General features: G+C 60.2%; 18 protein-coding genes and 1 tRNA gene. 12 read left to right on the top strand and 7 right to left on the bottom strand.

What is annotated here, in order from left to right:
• Positions 1-66: 66 nt before the first annotated feature.
• Entirely contained in the window at positions 67-381 is a 315-nt protein-coding gene (locus tag SNL23_RS03120) for a hypothetical protein (RefSeq protein WP_083676663.1), read from the bottom strand.
• Between the two features lie 364 nt (positions 382-745).
• On the opposite strand from SNL23_RS03120, the gene thrS reads away from it, so the two are divergent.
• From thrS to SNL23_RS03075, 9 genes are all read left to right on the top strand, one after another.
• A complete protein-coding gene (gene thrS, locus SNL23_RS03115) occupies positions 746-2668 on the top strand; it encodes a threonine--tRNA ligase (RefSeq protein ID WP_318301583.1) in 1923 nt (640 codons plus the stop codon).
• Positions 2668-3219, top strand: a complete 552-nt coding sequence (gene infC, locus SNL23_RS03110; RefSeq protein ID WP_015884933.1) for a translation initiation factor IF-3 — start codon at positions 2668-2670, stop codon at positions 3217-3219. Before thrS ends, infC begins: the two co-directional genes overlap by 1 nt.
• Positions 3220-3278: 59 nt before the next feature.
• Positions 3279-3473, top strand: a complete 195-nt coding sequence (rpmI, locus tag SNL23_RS03105) for a 50S ribosomal protein L35 (RefSeq protein ID WP_002553160.1) — start codon at positions 3279-3281, stop codon at positions 3471-3473.
• A 28-nt stretch (positions 3474-3501) separates the two neighbouring features.
• On the top strand, positions 3502-3858 hold the full coding sequence (rplT, locus tag SNL23_RS03100) for a 50S ribosomal protein L20 (RefSeq protein WP_003219940.1): 357 nt from the start codon (positions 3502-3504) through the stop codon (positions 3856-3858).
• Positions 3859-3967: 109 nt separating this feature from the next.
• Positions 3968-4984, top strand: a complete 1017-nt coding sequence (gene pheS / locus SNL23_RS03095) for a phenylalanine--tRNA ligase subunit alpha (RefSeq protein WP_003219939.1) — start codon at positions 3968-3970, stop codon at positions 4982-4984.
• A gap of 26 nt (positions 4985-5010) precedes the next feature.
• A complete protein-coding gene (gene pheT, locus SNL23_RS03090) occupies positions 5011-7389 on the top strand; it encodes a phenylalanine--tRNA ligase subunit beta (protein WP_318301582.1) in 2379 nt (792 codons plus the stop codon).
• Positions 7390-7392: 3 nt separating this feature from the next.
• A complete protein-coding gene (gene ihfA, locus SNL23_RS03085; protein WP_002553164.1) occupies positions 7393-7695 on the top strand; it encodes an integration host factor subunit alpha in 303 nt (100 codons plus the stop codon).
• Positions 7676-8032 (top strand): MerR family transcriptional regulator, encoded by a 357-nt coding sequence (locus SNL23_RS03080; protein ID WP_003219935.1) that lies wholly within the window; start codon positions 7676-7678, stop codon positions 8030-8032. Before ihfA ends, SNL23_RS03080 begins: the two co-directional genes overlap by 20 nt.
• A gap of 90 nt (positions 8033-8122) precedes the next feature.
• Positions 8123-8199, top strand: a tRNA-Pro gene (locus tag SNL23_RS03075).
• Between the two features lie 83 nt (positions 8200-8282).
• On the opposite strand, the gene SNL23_RS03070 is transcribed toward SNL23_RS03075, so the two are convergent.
• The 4 genes from SNL23_RS03070 to SNL23_RS03055 all read right to left on the bottom strand — a co-directional run bounded on the left by SNL23_RS03070 (position 8283) and on the right by SNL23_RS03055 (position 13045).
• Positions 8283-9746 (bottom strand): aldehyde dehydrogenase family protein, encoded by a 1464-nt coding sequence (locus tag SNL23_RS03070; RefSeq protein WP_318301581.1) that lies wholly within the window; start codon positions 9744-9746, stop codon positions 8283-8285.
• 146 nt (positions 9747-9892) lie between these two features.
• Positions 9893-10738, bottom strand: a complete 846-nt coding sequence (locus SNL23_RS03065) for a GNAT family N-acetyltransferase (RefSeq protein ID WP_318301580.1) — start codon at positions 10736-10738, stop codon at positions 9893-9895.
• A complete protein-coding gene (locus tag SNL23_RS03060; RefSeq protein WP_318301579.1) occupies positions 10735-11919 on the bottom strand; it encodes an NAD(P)/FAD-dependent oxidoreductase in 1185 nt (394 codons plus the stop codon). Before SNL23_RS03060 ends, SNL23_RS03065 begins: the two co-directional genes overlap by 4 nt.
• On the bottom strand, positions 11909-13045 hold the full coding sequence (locus SNL23_RS03055; protein ID WP_318301578.1) for a DSD1 family PLP-dependent enzyme: 1137 nt from the start codon (positions 13043-13045) through the stop codon (positions 11909-11911). Before SNL23_RS03055 ends, SNL23_RS03060 begins: the two co-directional genes overlap by 11 nt.
• A gap of 95 nt (positions 13046-13140) precedes the next feature.
• Between SNL23_RS03055 and SNL23_RS03050 the strand changes: the two genes are divergently transcribed.
• Entirely contained in the window at positions 13141-14025 is an 885-nt protein-coding gene (locus SNL23_RS03050) for a LysR family transcriptional regulator (RefSeq protein ID WP_318301577.1), read from the top strand.
• 8 nt (positions 14026-14033) lie between these two features.
• Here SNL23_RS03050 and SNL23_RS03045 read toward each other — a convergent pair whose 3' ends face one another.
• Together SNL23_RS03045 and SNL23_RS03040 are read right to left on the bottom strand one after the other, a co-directional pair.
• Positions 14034-14747, bottom strand: a complete 714-nt coding sequence (locus tag SNL23_RS03045; RefSeq protein ID WP_167665073.1) for a cupin domain-containing protein — start codon at positions 14745-14747, stop codon at positions 14034-14036.
• Between the two features lie 22 nt (positions 14748-14769).
• Positions 14770-15621 (bottom strand): GNAT family N-acetyltransferase, encoded by an 852-nt coding sequence (locus tag SNL23_RS03040; RefSeq protein ID WP_318301576.1) that lies wholly within the window; start codon positions 15619-15621, stop codon positions 14770-14772.
• A gap of 499 nt (positions 15622-16120) precedes the next feature.
• Between SNL23_RS03040 and SNL23_RS03035 the strand changes: the two genes are divergently transcribed.
• Complete coding sequence (locus SNL23_RS03035) at positions 16121-16789, top strand: haloacid dehalogenase type II (protein WP_017478856.1); 669 nt, start codon at positions 16121-16123, stop codon at positions 16787-16789.
• Positions 16790-16810: 21 nt separating this feature from the next.
• Positions 16811-18085: an NAD(P)/FAD-dependent oxidoreductase gene (locus tag SNL23_RS03030; protein ID WP_318301575.1), complete on the top strand. Its 1275-nt coding sequence runs from the start codon at positions 16811-16813 to the stop codon at positions 18083-18085.
• Positions 18086-18163 lie beyond the last annotated feature (78 nt).

Below are 18163 nucleotides of genomic sequence, written 5' to 3'. Positions count from 1 at the left end.
TTTGTGAGAAATGGCAGTTTTCAGGGCGTTTTTTGGTCCTTTATCCGGTCTGGCGGGGTGTGAAAATTACTTTTTCTTCACGACTTTGCAGGACGAAATTGCCGCGACAGCTTTGTTCTTCAGCTCGGGGCTCGCGTTCTGATTGGTCATGAGCTCTTTGATCTCGGCACTGCTCAATTCGGCATTGATCTTGTCCGCGCCACATTCACAATGGTCTTTGGCGGTTTTGGCATCAACGCTTTGCTGGGCGGCTGAACTGCAATCCTTGATGAAGCTGTCCCGTGCACCGGCGGGCCAGTTCGACGGGGCTGCGGCGTGCGCACCCAGGGACATGAGGGTCAGGGATGCGGCAAGGGCGAAAGTCGAGGTAAAACGCATAATGAAATGCTCCTGGAGTCATGGACGAACGGTGATTCTCGGTGTGTTTGAGGCCCGCCGTACAGTTCAAGTTCACTTTTGCCCCTAAAAGCAGGGAATTTGCGTTTCGTTAATCGGCGCCGGCACCATGACCGTTCATCTGTGCTAGCATCTTTCGCTTGGCTATTTTCCGGCGCGCCTTATGCCGCCCCGCCAAGCTCTTTTTTGTTTAACTCCAGTCACTCTGGTTCGATTACCGGTTGGCCGAAAGGCTCCTGCCGCTGTAAGGCAGGCGTTCATTATTGAGCGGCCTGGTGTTGGATCTTGTACTGGCTCATCCCAACCCACGTGACCTTTGGTAGGGGTCACCACTAGGAGAGGAGGCGCCATGCCAACTATTACTCTTCCCGACGGCAGTCAACGTTCATTCGATCATTCGGTTTCCGTAGCCGAGGTCGCCGCATCCATTGGTGCCGGCCTGGCCAAGGCCACCGTGGCCGGCAAGGTCGACGGCAAGCTGGTTGACGCCAGCGACCTGATCACCGGCGATGCCAGCCTGCAAATCATCACGCCCAAGGATCAAGAGGGGCTGGAAATCATTCGCCACTCTTGTGCGCACCTGATTGGCCATGCGGTCAAGCAGCTGTACCCAACCGCGAAGATGGTCATCGGCCCGGTCATCGACGAAGGCTTCTATTACGACATCGCCTACGAGCGTCCTTTCACTCCGGACGACCTGGCGGCCATCGAGCAGCGCATGCACGCGCTGATCGAAAAAGATTACGACGTCATCAAGAAAGTCACTCCGCGTGCCGAAGTGATCGACGTGTTCACCGCCCGCGGCGAAGACTACAAGCTGCGCCTGGTGGAAGACATGCCGGACGAGCAGGCCATGGGCCTGTATTACCACGAAGAATACGTCGACATGTGCCGTGGCCCGCACGTGCCGAACACGCGCTTCCTCAAGTCGTTCAAGCTGACCAAGCTGTCCGGTGCCTACTGGCGCGGCGACGCGAAGAATGAACAACTGCAGCGGATCTACGGCACTGCCTGGGCTGACAAGAAGCAGCTGGCGGCCTACATCCAGCGCATCGAAGAAGCCGAAAAACGCGACCACCGCAAGATCGGCAAGCGCCTGAACCTGTTCCACCTCCAGGAAGAAGCGCCGGGCATGGTGTTCTGGCACCCGAACGGCTGGACCCTGTACCAAGTGCTTGAGCAGTACATGCGCAAGGTTCAGCGCGACAACGGCTACCTTGAGATCAAGACACCGCAAGTCGTTGACCGCAGCCTGTGGGAGAAATCCGGGCACTGGGCCAACTACGCCGACAACATGTTCACCACCCAGTCGGAAAACCGCGACTACGCCATCAAGCCGATGAACTGCCCGTGCCACGTACAGGTGTTCAACCAAGGCCTGAAGAGCTACCGCGAGTTGCCGTTGCGTCTGGCCGAGTTCGGTGCCTGCCACCGTAACGAGCCATCGGGTGCGCTGCACGGCATCATGCGTGTGCGTGGCTTCACTCAGGACGACGCCCACATCTTCTGCACTGAAGAGCAGATGCAGGCCGAATCCGCTGCGTTCATCAAGCTGACCATGGACGTTTATCGCGATTTCGGTTTCACCGAAGTCGAGATGAAGCTGTCCACTCGTCCGGAAAAACGCGTCGGTTCCGACGAACTGTGGGATCGCGCCGAAGCTGCACTGGCCGCCGCCCTTGATAGTGCGGGCCTCGCGTACGACCTGCAGCCAGGCGAAGGCGCGTTCTACGGTCCGAAGATCGAGTTCTCGCTGAAAGATTGCCTTGGTCGCGTCTGGCAGTGTGGTACCCTGCAGCTCGATTTTAACCTGCCGATCCGTCTGGGAGCCGAATACGTCTCCGAAGACAACAGCCGTAAACACCCGGTTATGCTGCACCGGGCGATCCTCGGTTCGTTCGAACGGTTCGTCGGGATCCTGATCGAGCACTACGAGGGTGCATTCCCTGCGTGGCTGGCTCCGACTCAGGCAGTGATCATGAATATCACTGATAAACAGGCAGATTTTGCCGCTGAAGTTGAAAAAACTCTCAATGAAAGCGGATTTCGTGCCAAGTCCGACTTGAGAAATGAAAAGATCGGCTTTAAAATCCGCGAGCATACTTTGCTCAAGGTTCCCTATCTTTTGGTTATCGGAGATCGGGAAGTCGAGATGCAGACTGTCGCTGTGCGTACTCGTGAAGGTGCTGACCTGGGCTCGATGCCCGTCGCCCAGTTCGCTGAGTTCCTCGCGCAAGCGGTTTCCCGGCGTGGTCGCCCAGATTCGGAGTAATTATTATTAAGCGTGAAATGAGACAAGATAAACGAGCTGCACCGAAAGCCCCGATCAACGAGAATATCTCGGCACGCGAGGTTCGGTTAATTGGCGCTGACGGCGAGCAGATTGGCATCGTCTCGATTGATGAAGCGCTTCGTATTGCTGAAGAGTCCAAATTGGACCTGGTGGAAATCTCCGCCGACGCAATCCCACCCGTTTGCCGGGTGATGGACTACGGCAAATCGATCTTCGAGAAGAAGAAGCAGGTTGCCGCAGCGAAGAAGAACCAGAAGCAGATTCAAGTAAAAGAAATCAAGTTTCGTCCAGGGACGGAGGAAGGGGATTACCAGGTAAAACTGCGCAACCTGGTACGTTTCCTGAGTGATGGGGACAGGGCCAAGGTATCCTTGCGATTCCGCGGCCGTGAGATGGCCCACCAGGAGCTGGGGATGGAACTCCTCAAGCGGGTTGAAGCTGACCTGCTCGAGTACGGTTCGGTCGAACAGCATCCTAAGATGGAAGGACGCCAGCTTATTATGGTCATCGCCCCGAAAAAGAAGAAGTAATCAATAGGGCACGGCAGGCCTTCTGATTATGTTTATCAACTGAATGCGGAGTACCGAACATGCCAAAGATGAAAACTAAAAGTGGTGCTGCTAAGCGGTTTCTGAAAACTGCTAACGGTATCAAGCACAAGCACGCTTTCAAGAGCCACATCCTGACTAAAATGTCGACCAAGCGTAAGCGTCAACTGCGCGGTAGCAGCTTGCTGCATCCGTCTGACGTCGCAAAAGTCGAGCGCATGCTGCGCCTTCGTTAATTTTAGTCAAGAATAGAGGAAGTAACTCATGGCTCGTGTAAAGCGTGGCGTCATGGCGCGTAAGCGCCACAAGAAAATTCTGAAACTTGCTAAAGGCTACTACGGCGCGCGTTCACGCGTATTCCGTGTTGCCAAGCAAGCGGTTATCAAGGCTGGCCAATACGCCTACCGTGACCGTCGTCAGAAAAAACGTCAGTTCCGCGCTCTGTGGATCGCTCGTATCAACGCTGGTGCACGTGTTAACGGTCTGTCCTACAGCCGTTTCATCGCTGGCCTGAAAAAAGCGTCCATCGAGATCGACCGTAAGGTTCTGGCTGATCTGGCAGTGAACGAAAAAGCGGCGTTTGCTGCGATTGTCGAGAAAGCTAAAGCCACCTTGGCTTAAGTACCCCCGACAGTCACCCTGGGTCGCTTCCGCGGCCCAAGGTGTTAAACGTCTTAAATAGGGGAAGAGCCTTCAAGCTCTTCCCCTATTTTGTATCTGGAGTCTGTACATGGAAAACCTGGATGCGCTGGTCTCTCAAGCACTAGAGGCTGTGCAAAGCGCAGAAGATATCAATGCCCTGGAGCAAATCCGGGTTCACTACCTTGGCAAAAAGGGTGAATTGACTCAGGTGATGAAGACCCTGGGGAATTTGCCGGCTGAAGAGCGTCCGCAAGTCGGTGCGCTGATCAACGTGGCCAAGGAGCGTGTTACAGAGGTTCTCAATGCGCGCAAGGCGTCGCTCGAGGAGGCCGATCTTGCGGCCAAGCTCGCCGCCGAGTCCATTGATGTAACCCTGCCTGGCCGTGGCCAGACCTCGGGCGGCCTGCATCCGATTACCCGGACTCTGGAACGTATCGAGCAGTTCTTCACCCACATCGGCTACGGCATTGCCGAAGGCCCTGAGGTCGAAGACGACTATCACAACTTCGAGGCGCTCAACATCCCAGGCCACCACCCGGCCCGGTCGATGCATGACACCTTCTATTTCAATGCGAACATGCTGCTGCGCACCCATACCTCGCCGGTACAGGTCCGCACCATGGAATCGCAGAAGCCGCCGATCCGCATCGTCTGCCCAGGCCGTGTGTACCGCAGCGACTCCGATATCACCCACTCGCCGATGTTCCACCAGGTCGAAGGCCTGCTGGTTGATCGCGACATCAACTTCGCCGACCTCAAAGGCACCATCGAAGAGTTCCTGCGGGTGTTCTTCGAGAAGGAACTGGCGGTGCGTTTCCGTCCCTCGTTCTTCCCGTTCACCGAGCCGTCCGCTGAAGTCGATATGGAATGCGTGATGTGCAGCGGTAAAGGCTGCCGCGTTTGCAAACAGACCGGCTGGCTGGAAGTGATGGGTTGCGGCATGGTTCACCCCAACGTGCTGCGCATGTCCGGGATCGACCCGGAAGAATTCTCGGGCTTTGCCTTCGGCATGGGCGTTGAGCGTCTGGCCATGCTGCGTTACGGCGTGAACGACTTGCGTCTGTTCTTCGACAACGACTTGCGGTTCCTCGCGCAATTTCGCTAGTCGTAACGGATCTTTAGGAGAGCAGGATGAAATTCAGTGAACAATGGCTGCGTGGCTGGGTAAGCCCGCAGGTAAGTCGCGACGAGCTGGTTGCTCGTCTGTCGATGGCCGGCCTTGAGGTCGATAGTGTGACGCCGGCTGCCGGTGTTTTCAGTGGCGTGGTAGTGGGCGAGGTGCTGAGCACCGAGCAACACCCGGACGCTGACAAATTGCGTGTGTGCCAGGTCAGCAATGGCGCGGAAACCTTCCAGGTCGTGTGCGGAGCGCCAAACGTGCGTCCGGGCCTGAAAATCCCGTTCGCGATGATCGGGGCCGAACTGCCAGGCGACTTCAAGATCAAGAAGGCCAAGCTGCGTGGCGTTGAGTCCAACGGCATGCTGTGCTCCCAGGCGGAGCTGCAGGTCGGCGAAGGCAATGATGGCCTGATGGAACTGCCGGCCGACGCGCCGGTGGGCCAGGACATCCGTGTTTACCTGGAACTGGAAGACGCCAGCATCGAGGTCGACCTGACCCCGAACCGCGGCGACTGCCTGTCCCTGGCGGGCCTGGCGCGTGAAGTCGGTGCGCTGTACGCCGCCACCGTCACCCGTCCGGTGGTTGCCGCCGTGCCTGCGGTGCACGACGAAGTGCGTTCGGTCGAAGTGCTGGCCCCTAACGCCTGCCCACGTTACCTGGGTCGTGTGATCCGTAACGTCGACCTGTCCAAGCCAACCCCGCTGTGGATGGTTGAGCGCCTGCGTCGTTCAGAAGTACGCAGCATCGACGCTGCCGTCGACATCACCAACTACGTGATGCTGGAACTGGGCCAACCGCTGCACGCCTTCGATCTCGCCGAAATCAATGGCGGCATCCGCGTACGCATGGCCGAAGAGGGCGAGAAGCTGGTGCTGCTCGACGGCCAGGAAGTCAGCCTGCGTGCCGACACCCTGGTGATCGCTGACCATTCCCGTGCCCTGGCGATTGCCGGCGTGATGGGTGGCGAGCACAGCGGTGTGTCCGCAACCACTCGCGACATCTTTCTCGAAAGCGCCTTCTTCGATCAGATCGCCATCGCTGGCAAGGCCCGTTCCTACGGCCTGCACACCGACGCCTCGCACCGCTACGAGCGTGGCGTGGACTGGCAATTGGCCCGTGAAGCCATGGAGCGCGCCACTGGCCTGCTGCTGGAAATCACTGGCGGCGAAGCCGGCCCGATCATCGAAACCGTCAGCGAGCAGCACCTGCCGTCGGTTGCACCGATCGTCCTGCGTGCCAAGGCCGTTGAGCAAGTGCTCGGCCTGGTGATCGACCCGGTTGAAATCGAGCGCCTGCTGTCGGCCCTCGGCCTCGGCATCTCTGCTGGTGAAGCAGGGCAGTGGCACGTAGAAGTGCCAAGCCATCGCTTCGATATCAGTCTGGAAGTCGACCTGATCGAAGAGCTGGCCCGCCTGTACGGCTACAACCGCCTGCCGGTTCGTTACCCGCAAGCGCGTCTGGCCCCGCAGCCGAAAGCTGAAGCCCGTGCACATCTGCCGGAACTGCGTCGCCTGCTGGTTGCCCGTGGTTATCAGGAAGCGGTGACCTACAGCTTCATCGATCCGAAGCAATTCGAACTGTTCAACCCGGGTGTCGAGCCGCTGTTGCTGGCTAACCCGATCTCCAACGACATGGCTGCCATGCGCTCGTCGCTGTGGCCGGGCTTGGTGAAAGCGCTTTCCCACAACCTGAACCGTCAGCAAGACCGCGTGCGCATGTTCGAAAGCGGCCTGCGTTTTGTCGGTCAACTGGATGGTCTGAAGCAAGAGCCGATGCTGGCTGGCGTAGTCTGCGGCAGTCGCCTGCCGGAAGGCTGGGCACAAGGTCGCGACACCGTCGACTTCTTCGACGTCAAGGCGGATGTGGAAGCCGTGTTGGGCTTTGCCGGTGCGCTGGATGTGTTCACGTTCACCCCCGGCAAACACCCTGCGTTGCATCCCGGCCAGACCGCACGTATCGAACGTGAAGGTCGCCTGGTGGGCTTCGTTGGCGCGATCCACCCTGAACTGTCGAAAACCTTGGGGCTGGACCGTCCAGTCTTCGTTTTTGAGCTAGTCTTGGCTGAAGTGGCCTCGGGCAAAATGCCTAAATTCAGCGAGTTGTCGCGTTTCCCTGAAGTACGGCGTGATCTGGCGCTGATTGCCGATCAAGGCGTTGGGGCCAGTGCTGTTCTGGACGTAATCCGTGAAAATGCAGGGGAATGGCTGACAGACCTCAGGCTATTTGACGTTTATCAGGGTAAAGGCATTGATCCGCATAGAAAAAGCCTTGCAGTTGGCTTGACCTGGCAGCATCCATCGCGCACTCTTAATGACGATGAGGTGAATACGACGACACAAAATATCCTCACCTCGCTCGAACAAAGGTTAAACGCCACGTTAAGGAAGTGACGTATGGGGGCTTTGACGAAAGCTGAGATGGCGGAACGTCTGTATGAAGAGCTGGGCCTGAACAAGCGCGAGGCCAAGGAATTGGTCGAGCTGTTCTTTGAAGAAATCAGGCACGCTCTTGAAGACAACGAACAGGTCAAATTGTCCGGTTTCGGCAATTTTGACCTGCGGGACAAACGCCAGCGGCCTGGCCGCAATCCAAAAACGGGAGAAGAAATCCCGATCACGGCTCGCCGTGTGGTCACCTTTCGTCCAGGGCAGAAGTTGAAGGCCCGAGTTGAGGCGTATGCTGGAACCAAGTCATAACGACGAACTGCCCGTCATCCCAGGCAAGCGCTACTTCACCATTGGTGAAGTCAGCGAGCTCTGTGCGGTAAAACCGCACGTGCTGCGCTATTGGGAGCAGGAGTTTCCTCAACTCAACCCCGTCAAACGCACCGGGAACCGTCGGTATTATCAGCGCCAGGATGTGCTGATGATCCGACAGATCCGTGCGTTGCTGTACGACCAGGGGTTCACCATCAGCGGCGCGCGCCAGCGTATGTCCGGTGATGAAGCCAAAGACGACACCACCCAATACAAGCAAATGATCCGCCAGATGATCTCCGAACTCGAAGATGTGCTGGTGGTTTTGAAGAAGTAATTCCGGCTTTTAAAATACTTCCACATTTCAAAAGCTTGCGGTATATTCCTGATCGCTTCGTTGCGAAGCGAACCCAGTAAAACGCCTAGTCGGGGCGTAGCGCAGTCCGGTAGCGCACTAGCATGGGGTGCTAGGGGTCGAGTGTTCGAATCACTCCGTCCCGACCATATAATTCAATGACTTAGCCCAAGCGGTAACGCTTGGGCTTTTTCATGCCTGCGAAATTACTCCCTCACCACAGCCCCATAACTCATTCCCCAAACCCAATAATAGCCTTTGTTTCCAGATACTCCTCAAACCCCTGCACGCCATACTCCCGACCATTGCCTGAGCGCTTGTAGCCACCAAACGGCGCCATCGGATTCCACGCCGGGTAGTTCAGGTGCACTTGCCCTGCACGAATACGCGACGCCACGGCACGTGCCTGCGTCAAGTCGTGGCCCTGAACGTGGGCGCCCAGGCCGTATACCGTGTCGTTGGCGATGGCGACGGCTTCATCCACCGTCTCATACGCAATGATGCACAGCACCGGGCCGAAGATTTCTTCCTGGGCAATGCGCATGGCGCTATTCACTTCGGAGAAAACCGTGGGGCGGGTATAGAACCCCTTGTCAAAACCCAGCACACGCCCAGGCCCACCGCACACCAGTTTCGCACCCTCGTCGAGGCCTGCTTGGATCATCGCCTGGACGCGATTGAACTGGGCTTCGTTGGCGATGGGGCCCAACTGCGTGTCTTCCGATTGCGGGTCGCCCACGATGAGCGCATTCGCGGTCGCCGCCGCCAGGGCTTCGACCTCGGCCAAGCGGTTTTTTGGCACGATCATGCGGGTCGGCGCGCTGCACGATTGCCCGACGTTGCGAAACGCGGACATCACGCCCAGCGGTACGGCCTTGGCGAAGTCGGCGTCGGGCAGCAGCACATTCGGCGACTTGCCCCCCAGTTCCTGGGTGACGCGTTTCACCGTTGGGGCTGCCGCTTGGGCGACCAGCGCACCTGCGCGGTTGGAGCCGGTGATTGAGATCATGTCGATATCCGGATGTGCCGCCATGGCTGCGCCGACCTGGGCACCGCTTCCATTGACCAGGTTGAACACCCCAGGCGGCAGGCCTGCGTCATGCACCAGTTGTGCGAACAGCAGGGCACTCAGCGGCGACAGTTCGCTGGGTTTCAAGACCACGGTGCAACCGGCAGCGATGGCCGGGGCGACTTTGGCGGTGATCTGATACAGCGGCCAGTTCCACGGCGTGATAAGACCGCAGACGCCTATGGGTTCGCGCTGGATGGCGGTACCGCCTTCCACCGTCTGGAAGCGATAGCGGGTGAGCAAATCACGGGCGACCCGAACGTGCTCTGCCGCCAGCGGCACCTGCATCGCCCGAGCGAAGCCGATGGCGGCGCCCATTTCCAGGGAGAGCGCCTGCGCAAGTTGCTCTTTGCGCTCAAGGATAAGTTCGTGGATTCTCCCAAGCACCAGCGCCCTGGACGCCGCGGGCGTTGCAGACCAACCGGCAAACGCCGCACGTGCTGCCGCGACGGCCCGATCCACATCCTCGGCAGACCCGCTTGCGACCTGTGCAACCACCTCCTCAGTGGCCGGATTCACCACCGGCAAACTGGCCGCAATGACCGGGGAAACCCAGCGCCCGTCGATATAAAACTGCTCAGACGGTTGCGTAACAATGCTGTGGCTGTTCGACGCGTATTTGGTCATTCAACTGGCTCCCTGGAGCGGCAATAGGCGCTGCGAACAGCAAGGCCCGGTGTCTGGCTAAGCTAGCAAAAGGTCCCAGCCCAAAGATGCCGTTATTCAACGTTGCAAGGGATAATCTGCTGAATCTGGCAGGCTGGCTTTGCGACCTAGCCGATTGCTTGCGTCACCAGCGCAAACTGGGTGATGCCGGCGCTTGATTGCGGGGGCACACCCAGGACCATTCGCGGCGCTTTGTCGACGCTTAGTAGCTCCAGGCTCTCCAGCCAGTCGGCCAAACCACAGGCGGTGGGAATGTCGAAGCGCACGAACTGACCCGGAATCAACCGCAGCAGGTGAGTGATCAACTGTCGGGCCTGTTCCTGATTGTGTGCAACGACAGGACCAATGATATGGCCCCGACCAAATCGGCGGAGCAGGGCGCAACCGTTGAGTTGCCCTTCGACCTCGATGCCAACCACGTGCTCGGCAGTGGGCAGCAGGTCGTTGAGTACCTCGGTGCGGTCCAGGCCGCTGCCGGCATTGGCCAGTTCGATCACCGTCGGGTAATCAGCCAGGCTCAATACGCGACAGTGGGCATGCCGGGTCAACGGCATGGGTGCCGGAGCTTGCGGTACGCCCTGATGTTGCTGAATGTGCGCAAAGTCGACGAAGCCCAGGCTGGTGTACAACGGCGCCCCTGACTCGGTTGCATTGAGGATTGGCGTACGCGGGGCCGTAGCATACAGGCACAGGTTCATCAGTTGGCGCCCGATGCCTTTGCCCTGGTGTTGCTCGCTCACAATCACCAGGCCGATGGAGGAATAAGCCCCCTGATGGCAGGCGAATGCCACGCCCACTAATTTGCCGTCATGTTCAGCGACAAAGCCTTCGGACGTGCGTTGCACCATCGCCCAATCTTCCTCGCGGTGAGGCCATTTCAGGTGCACGGACAGCGCGTGGGCGGCGGGCATGTCGGCGGCGGTGACTGTGCGATAAACGTAGGCGTGGCTCATATCAGTTTTCCTGTAGTGGAGGCGTTTGCAGGCACCGTAGAGGGTTGGGTAAACCGTCGGATATCGAAGGGGCTGATCAAGGTGCTGGTGCTGCCGGTGCTGATCAGCTCGGCCATGACATCCCCCACGCCGGGGCCAAGCTGGAAGCCGTGGCCACAGAAACCGAAGGCATAAAACAACCCGTCCACGCTGCCGCTCGGGCCCATCACCGGTAGGGAGTCCGGGGTGTAGCTCTCGATACCGCTCCACACGCGGATGATGTTCAGCTTTTCGGCCCCCGGTAACAGTCGCCGCATTTGGCGCATCTGGTTGAGCAGGCTTTCGGGTTTGAAAAACGCCCGTCGGTTGATCATGTCCGGCGTACAGCGGTTGCCGCCGCCGATGACGATGTTGCCGCGCGGGATCTGGCGGAAGTAGATCACCTCTTCCTTGATTTTGGTGAACACACCGATCACGGTCGGCAAGGCGTAGGGCACCGGTTCCGTGACCGACATCTGCGGGCCGTTGGGCTCCAGCGGCACCGGCTCACCAAAGCGCTCGGACAAGCGGGCAGCCCAGGCACCGGCGGTAATCAACAGTTGCTCGGCGACGAACAACTGCCCATCGGTGGTGGTGACATGGAATAAATCATTGACCTTTTCCACGTCGGCGACTTCGGTCTTTTCTTCAATTCGTGCCCCGAGACGCCGGGCTGCACGGGCAAACGCCGGCGCGGCGAGGCGCGGGTTGGCGTGACCATCGTGAGGCGCATAGGAGCCGCCTTTCACCTCCGGGCCGAGGAAACCAAAGCGCCGGTGCAGCTCGGCGCCGCGATAGATTTTCAAGTCCAGTTGCGCGGCTTCCGGCGCGGCGGCGTAGGCCTCAAGTTCAGCGATTTCATCTTCGCGATAGCACACGCGCATGTGGCCACTGGGGATGAACTCCAGGTCGTCATCGATCAGCTCGGGCAGGCGTTTCCACAACGCCCAGGAACGATTGGCCAGCTCCAGTTGCCCCAGGTAGCGGCCCTGGCGGCGCACGTTGCCGAAGTTCACACCGCTGGCGTACTGACCGATCTGGTCGCGTTCCAGCAGCGTGACCGAGCAGCCTCGCCGCCGCAGGAAAAACGCCGACGAGGCGCCCATGATGCCGCCCCCGATAATCAGCACCTGGCTTTTCGAACCTGGTTGATTACCAGCCATGGAGGCGGCTCCAGGTGTGCACGTCGCCTATGGCGTCCACGGCGTGATAGTCCGGGAACTGCGCGCCAGTGGCGCAGGCATGGTTGGGGAGAATGCGTAGCCGGCTACCGATGGGGAAGCGTGTAGCAACGTCGTCACTGGCGGTGGCGCCCAGGGTGACGATGCCATGTTCCTGGTTGGCGCCCGTGACCAGCGCGCCGTCGATCCAGTCGCCGGCTTCGGTACACACTTGGCCATAACCGAAGTCCTGGCGCTGGCGCTGTGTGCCACGGTCACGGCTCATGGCCATCCAGCCGGCGTCGGTGATGATCCAGCCTTTGTCCGGCTGATGGCCGATCACCGTGGTCAGTACGCTGAGTGTCAACTCGTCGGCCTGGCACACGCCAATGTTGCGCATCACCAGGTCAAAAAACACATACACGCCCGCCCGCACTTCGGTGACCCCGTCCAGGTTCAGGGCCGAGAGGGCCGTGGGGGTTGAGCCGATACTGACCTCGGAGCACGCCAGCCCGGTTTCGCGGATGGTGTGGGCGGCGCTTACGCAGAGGGCACGTTCCTGTTCGGCCAGCGCTTGCAGGGCTTCAAGGGTGTCCAGCTCGTAACTGGAGCCCGCGTGGGTCATCACCCCCCGCAGGCGCATACCGCCGTCGTTGAGGAGGTGCGCCACCTCAATCAGCACAGGGTCTTGGGCGGCCAGGCCTGAGCGATGGCCGTCGCAATCGATTTCGATCCATACGTCGAAGCGTTCGTCATGTCGCTGCGCGAATGCGACGATGGCGCGGGCGCCTGAGACGCTGTCGGTGAGCAGGCTCAAGTTGCAGCCTTTGCGCCGCAGGGCCAGGGCCTGAGGCAGCTTGCCCGGTGCGATGGCGACGGCGTAGAACACATCGCTGATGCCTGCGGTGAAACAATGTTCGGCTTCTTTGAGGGTGGAAACCGTGACGCCGCTGGCCCCAGCGTCAATCTGTGCCTGGATCACCGGCAAGCACTTGCTGGTTTTGATGTGCGGGCGCAAACGTACGCCAAGGGTGCCCATGCGCTGTTGCATACGCTGGATGTTGTGCTGCATTCGCGTAAGGTCGATGAGCGCGGCAGGCGTGTCTAGGGTGGAAATCTGCATGGACATGGCGGGACTCAAGTGGCTGGGTACACCCTGAACTCTACTCAGCTGTCCTTAACTTGTGGTTCAATCATGGCTAATCAATCATTAAGTAAAATTGAATGATTTCCATCGAAGACTTGCGGTTGGCCGTCACCCTTGCGCGCTCTGAATCACTGAGCGCTGCGGCCAGAGCCCTGAACGTCACCCCGCCGGCGCTCTCCATGCGCCTGCGTAAATTGGAGACGTTCCTGGGGCTGACCCTGGCCAATCGCGATGCCCGACGCCTCAGCCTTACGGCAGATGGCGAGCGGTTCTCGCGGGAAAGTGCGCTGCTGCTGGAGCAGCTTGAAGCACTGCCGGAGTCTTTCAGGCAACAGGATGAAACGCTGGTGGGCACCTTGAGGTTGGCGGCGCCATTTGGCTATGGTCGGCAGCGAGTCGCACCGCTGTTGGCACGTTTTGCCCGAATTCACCCACAGCTGTGCCTGCACCTGGATTTACGCGAGACCCCCTGGCCTGATCGTCATGACAGCGATGCGGTGATTCACATCGGCCATCTCAATGACAGCCTGTGGACAGCGCGGCCGCTCACGCCAAACGAGCGCTGGTTATGCGCGAGCCCAGCCTACCTGCAAGCGCACGGTGTGCCGTCATCACCGGATGAACTGGCGTCCCATCGCTGCATTTGCATTCGTGAAAATGATGAAGACGTCACGCTCTGGCACCTGCGTAAAGGGCAGGGCCGCAAGACGCTGCGCGTGGAGCCGGCGTTGCTGAGCAATGATGGAAGCGTTGCCCGGCGCTGGGCCGAGCAAGGCTTGGGGTTGGTGCTGCGTTCGCAGTGGGATGTCAGCGACGCCGTTGCCAGCGGCAGCTTGGTGCGCGTGTTGGCAGACTGGAGTTTTGACAGTGCGCCGATCATCCTCCTGGTGCCGTCGCGCAAGCTTCGCAGCCCGCGCGTCCAGGCATTGGTGGCGTTTATGGAAGAGGCGCTGAAAGCCTGATCTGCGCCTTATTTCACGGCGTAGACCTTGCGTACATACACCGTGCTATTCCAGGCACACGGCGCACCTTTGGCCACGAATACCGTGTCGCCACGGTTAACCGTCACCGCAACTCCCTCGTCGCCTTGCAGCGTGACGCTGCCTTCGAGCAGGTGCATCAATTCATGCAGTTTGTGCGGGCGGCCGTGGCGGGCGTAGGGCGTCGAGTCCCAGATGCCGATGCGCAACTCAGTGACCTCATCATCGAACAGGTTGAACGCGCGGCACTGCGGGGGAGGGCCGATCAGGATCTGTGGCTCGGGCGCGGCGGAGGGATTGAGCAGGGTATGCCGGGCGAGCAAGGTCAGGCCCGGGCGCGCCGGAGCATCGGCTTGGTCGACGGCGCAGAACGCCCATTGGCTGCCTGCGCTCGCCTGCACCGTCAGGCGTGTGCCACGACCGATCACGGCGCTGCTGCCGACCCCCAGCTCCAATGTCTGTTCTGCACTGTCCAGCACCACATGGCCTGCGTGCACCACCAGTGTTTCGCTGTGGGGGAAGTCTTCGATCACGGCTTCGCCGCTAAATGTCACCAGCCCTGCGGACACGCCATCATCGCCCAGCCAGGCGAGTTGGCGGGTGTCGCCGAAAGGGTCCAGCGCGCTCAAGGCGCCGGTATTGAAAGACGTGGCAACGCGGCTGCCGTCGGCGCGAGCCAACAGCAGGATACGGGGAGAGGACATGGGCAATGCTCCGGAAGGAAAGTCAGCCGATCGCCTGGGTGATCAGGGCAAAGGGGTGTACGCCTTGGCTGGCCCGGGGCGGTGTGCCCAGGGCCATCTGCGCGACGGTGTCGATGTTCTTCAGCCCGGCGAGTTCCAGCCAGTCGCTGAGGCCGCAGGCGACGGGAATGTCGATGCGGACAAAGGCATCCGGCACCTGGGCCAGCAGTACCGCGATCAAGTGCTTGGCCTGATCGATGTTTTCGGCAACCACCGGGCCAATGCAGCGCCCACGACCAAACGGCCGCAGCAGGGCGAAGCCGCGTAGTTGGCCGTCGCGCTCGATGCCCACCGCGTGTTCCACCTGCAGGTCGCGCAGTACTTCGCGGCGGTCCAGGCCACTGGCGGCTTTGGCCAGCGCGAGCAGGCTGGGGTGGTCGTCGGCGTGCAGGGCGCGGCAGGTTTCGCCATCGGCCAACTGCGCCAGGGCGGGCACCAACGCTTGGCCCTGATGCTGCTGCACCCGCCCAAATTCGACGAACCCTTGGCTGGTATACAGCGGGGCGCCGGCGAGGGTGGCGTTGAGGACCGGCGTGCGCGCATCGCACGCGGCGAGGGCTTTTTCCATCAAGCGACGGCCGATGCCCTGGCCCTGGTAGTCATTGCTGACGATCACCAGGCCGATGGTGGCGTAGTCGCCCTGGGGGCAGGTGAAGGCGCTGCCGATCAGGCGCTCGCCATCCATCACCACGAAACCGTCGCTGACACGTTGCAACATGGCCCAGTCTTCCAGGCGGTGAGGCCATTTGAGTTGCACCGACAAGGCATGGGCGGCCGGCAAATCGGCCGCGGTCATCGGGCGGTATACATAAGCAGGGTGTGGCAGGGCGGACATGGCGAGCCTCCATAGAGCGTTTTGTGCAGCACGAGGATGCTTGTATCCCACCTGTTTTAGAGGCTGGCAAGTGGGGCGGGAATATTCGGTAGATTCCTTGGGCAGTGTGTTGCGCGGCCACAGTTACTACTTAATTGGGGTGGGGGTGCAGCAGCAAATGCCAAGGCGCTTTTCCGCGTACATCTTCCTTGCGCGGTCACGGCAATGTACGCAATCCCAACCAGCCACACTTTCTGCCGCCCTCACCCCCGTCCTTAAGCCTTTCTGCCCCTGAAAGCCCCCATAAAGCGCACAAACACAGGCCCTGCCCAAGCCTGGCGCGCACCGCAAAGTCTGCTGAGCCCGGCCACCAAAACGGTGGTTTGTATTGAGCGAAGGTCTTTTTAGACGGCATATGCTGATTTCACAGTGGTGTAATGAACCTGTGCTGCAACGAGGCGTACGCGCCGCCAGGGCAGTGAACGCTTGTCACACTCAACGAACTTCAGGACCGCACTCCATGAGCTTTCTTCGTCCCAAATTCATTACGTTCGACTGCTACGGTACGCTGACCAACTTTCATATGGGCACCATGACCCGCGAGCTCTTCGCCGATCGCATCACCCCTGAGCAGATGGACCAATTCGTCAAGGACTTCTCCGCCTACCGCCTCGACCAGGTCATGGGCGACTGGCGCCCCTACGACGAAATTCTCAAGACCGCCCTGGCCCGTACCTGCAAGCGCTGGGGGATCGAGTATCGCGAGGAAGGCCAGCTGTATTACGACGCCGTGCCGACCTGGGGACCCCACGCGGACGTGCCGGCCGGTCTGTCGAAGATCGCCGACAAGATTCCCCTGGTGATCTTCTCCAATGCCAGCGACAGTCAGATCATGTCCAACGTCGACAAGCTCGGCGCGCCGTTCCACAAAGTATTCACTGCCGAACAGGCCCAGGCCTACAAGCCGCGCCTGGCCGCCTTCGAATTCATGCTCGACAACCTGGGTTGCGGCCCGGACGACATCTTGCATGTGTCTTCCAGCTTCCGTTATGACCTGATGCCGGCCCATGACATGAAGATCAAAAACAAGGCGTTTGTTGCCCGTGGCCACGAAGTGCCAGGCAATGCGTTTTACGGTTACCAGCAGATCACCGATATTGGTGGGCTGCCAGCGTTGGTCGGTCTGTAACAGCACACCAAGGGGTAAAGCATGGGCAGTGAATCCTATTGGCTAGACACCGCACCGGCATTTACCGGTGCCCATCCGGGCGGCTTGCCCAAGCAGGTCGATGTTGCAGTGGTCGGCGGTGGGTTCACTGGCCTTGCGGCGGCGCGGGCGTTGGCGCTCAAGGGCGCCAGCGTAGTGGTATTGGACGCCGGGCGAGTGATCGGGGAAGCCTCGGGCCGCAACGGTGGGCAGTGCAACACCGGGGTGGCTCAGGACTACGCCGGTTTGCACGCCAGCCTCGGCGCCGATAAGGCCCGCGCTTATTACCAGGCCTATGAAAGTGCGGTGCACTCCGTGGTTTCGCTGGTCGAGCAGGAAAACATCGCCTGCGACCTGGTGCGCAACGGCAAGCTCAAGCTGGCGGCCAAGCCCCTGCATTACGAAGGCCTGGCCCGCACCTGTGAGCTGATCCGCCGGGAGGTGGACGCCGACGTCGAATTGCTCACCGCCGAGCAGACCCTCGCCGAAGTCAACTCGACCCAGTTCCACGGCGGCTTGCTGCAACGCAACGGCGTGCAGATGCATGTCGGTCGCTTCGGGGTTGGCCTGGCCGAGGCGGCCGCGCGGCGTGGCGCGATGATCTACGAGCACACTGCCGTCAAGGACTGGAAGGCCCAGGCCGGCGGCTATCAGGTCAACACCGCCAAAGGCTCGCTGCACGCCGGACAAGTGTTGCTGGCCACTGGCGCCTGCCAGCATGGCGACCTCGGCTGGTACCGCCGGCGCATTGTGCCGGTGGGCAGTTTTGTCATCGCCACCGAGGTCTTGCCCCAAGCGCTGATCGATCAGTTGCTGCCGCTGCGCCGCGCCTATGTGACCAGCCGCATGATCGGCAACTACTTTCGCCTGACGCCGGACAACCGCCTGCTGTTTGGCGGGCGTGCACGGTTTGCCATGTCTGACAGCGTCTCCGACGCCAAGAGCGGCAAGGTGCTGCAGGCGGCGATGCTGAATATGTTCCCGCAGTTGGCGCACGTGAAGATCGACTACTGCTGGGGCGGCCTGGTGGACATGACGTCCGACCGCCTGCCCCGCGCCGGCCAGCATGGCGGCGTGTTCCATTCCATGGGCTACAGCGGCCATGGCGTGCAGATGTCGGTGCACATGGGCCAGGTCATGGCCGACGTCATGGCGGGCAACACGGCGGCCAACCCGTGGCGTGAACTGGAGTGGCCGGCGATTCCCGGGCATTTCGGCAAACCCTGGTTCCTGCCGTTCGTGGGCGCCTATTACCGTTTCCAGGACTATTTGCACTGAGTTGCCGTTGTTGCGTCACCGTCGTTTGCGTTTCCAGGACGCTCCGGACATCCGTGAGCACTCGATTCTCCCGATTAT

The organism is Pseudomonas sp. SED1 (assembly GCF_034044025.1).
Taxonomy (GTDB): domain Bacteria; phylum Pseudomonadota; class Gammaproteobacteria; order Pseudomonadales; family Pseudomonadaceae; genus Aquipseudomonas.
This window is presented reverse-complemented; position numbering and strand designations above follow the sequence as displayed.

Excerpts from the sequence above, each read along its gene's own strand:
- rpmI (WP_002553160.1), top strand. The coding sequence starts at position 3,279 with ATGCCAAAGATGAAAACTAAAAGTGGTGCTGCTAAGCGGTTTCTGAAA.
- SNL23_RS03070 (WP_318301581.1), bottom strand. The coding sequence starts at position 9,746 with ATGACCAAATACGCGTCGAACAGCCACAGCATTGTTACGCAACCGTCT.
- SNL23_RS03055 (WP_318301578.1), bottom strand. The coding sequence starts at position 13,045 with ATGTCCATGCAGATTTCCACCCTAGACACGCCTGCCGCGCTCATCGAC.
- pheT (WP_318301582.1), top strand. The coding sequence starts at position 5,011 with ATGAAATTCAGTGAACAATGGCTGCGTGGCTGGGTAAGCCCGCAGGTA.
- thrS (WP_318301583.1), top strand. The coding sequence starts at position 746 with ATGCCAACTATTACTCTTCCCGACGGCAGTCAACGTTCATTCGATCAT.
- SNL23_RS03035 (WP_017478856.1), top strand. The coding sequence starts at position 16,121 with ATGAGCTTTCTTCGTCCCAAATTCATTACGTTCGACTGCTACGGTACG.
- pheS (WP_003219939.1), top strand. The coding sequence starts at position 3,968 with ATGGAAAACCTGGATGCGCTGGTCTCTCAAGCACTAGAGGCTGTGCAA.
- SNL23_RS03045 (WP_167665073.1), bottom strand. The coding sequence starts at position 14,747 with ATGTCCTCTCCCCGTATCCTGCTGTTGGCTCGCGCCGACGGCAGCCGC.
- SNL23_RS03040 (WP_318301576.1), bottom strand. The coding sequence starts at position 15,621 with ATGTCCGCCCTGCCACACCCTGCTTATGTATACCGCCCGATGACCGCG.
- ihfA (WP_002553164.1), top strand. The coding sequence starts at position 7,393 with ATGGGGGCTTTGACGAAAGCTGAGATGGCGGAACGTCTGTATGAAGAG.
- SNL23_RS03065 (WP_318301580.1), bottom strand. The coding sequence starts at position 10,738 with ATGAGCCACGCCTACGTTTATCGCACAGTCACCGCCGCCGACATGCCC.
- SNL23_RS03060 (WP_318301579.1), bottom strand. The coding sequence starts at position 11,919 with ATGGCTGGTAATCAACCAGGTTCGAAAAGCCAGGTGCTGATTATCGGG.
- SNL23_RS03030 (WP_318301575.1), top strand. The coding sequence starts at position 16,811 with ATGGGCAGTGAATCCTATTGGCTAGACACCGCACCGGCATTTACCGGT.
- rplT (WP_003219940.1), top strand. The coding sequence starts at position 3,502 with ATGGCTCGTGTAAAGCGTGGCGTCATGGCGCGTAAGCGCCACAAGAAA.
- SNL23_RS03050 (WP_318301577.1), top strand. The coding sequence starts at position 13,141 with ATGATTTCCATCGAAGACTTGCGGTTGGCCGTCACCCTTGCGCGCTCT.
- SNL23_RS03080 (WP_003219935.1), top strand. The coding sequence starts at position 7,676 with ATGCTGGAACCAAGTCATAACGACGAACTGCCCGTCATCCCAGGCAAG.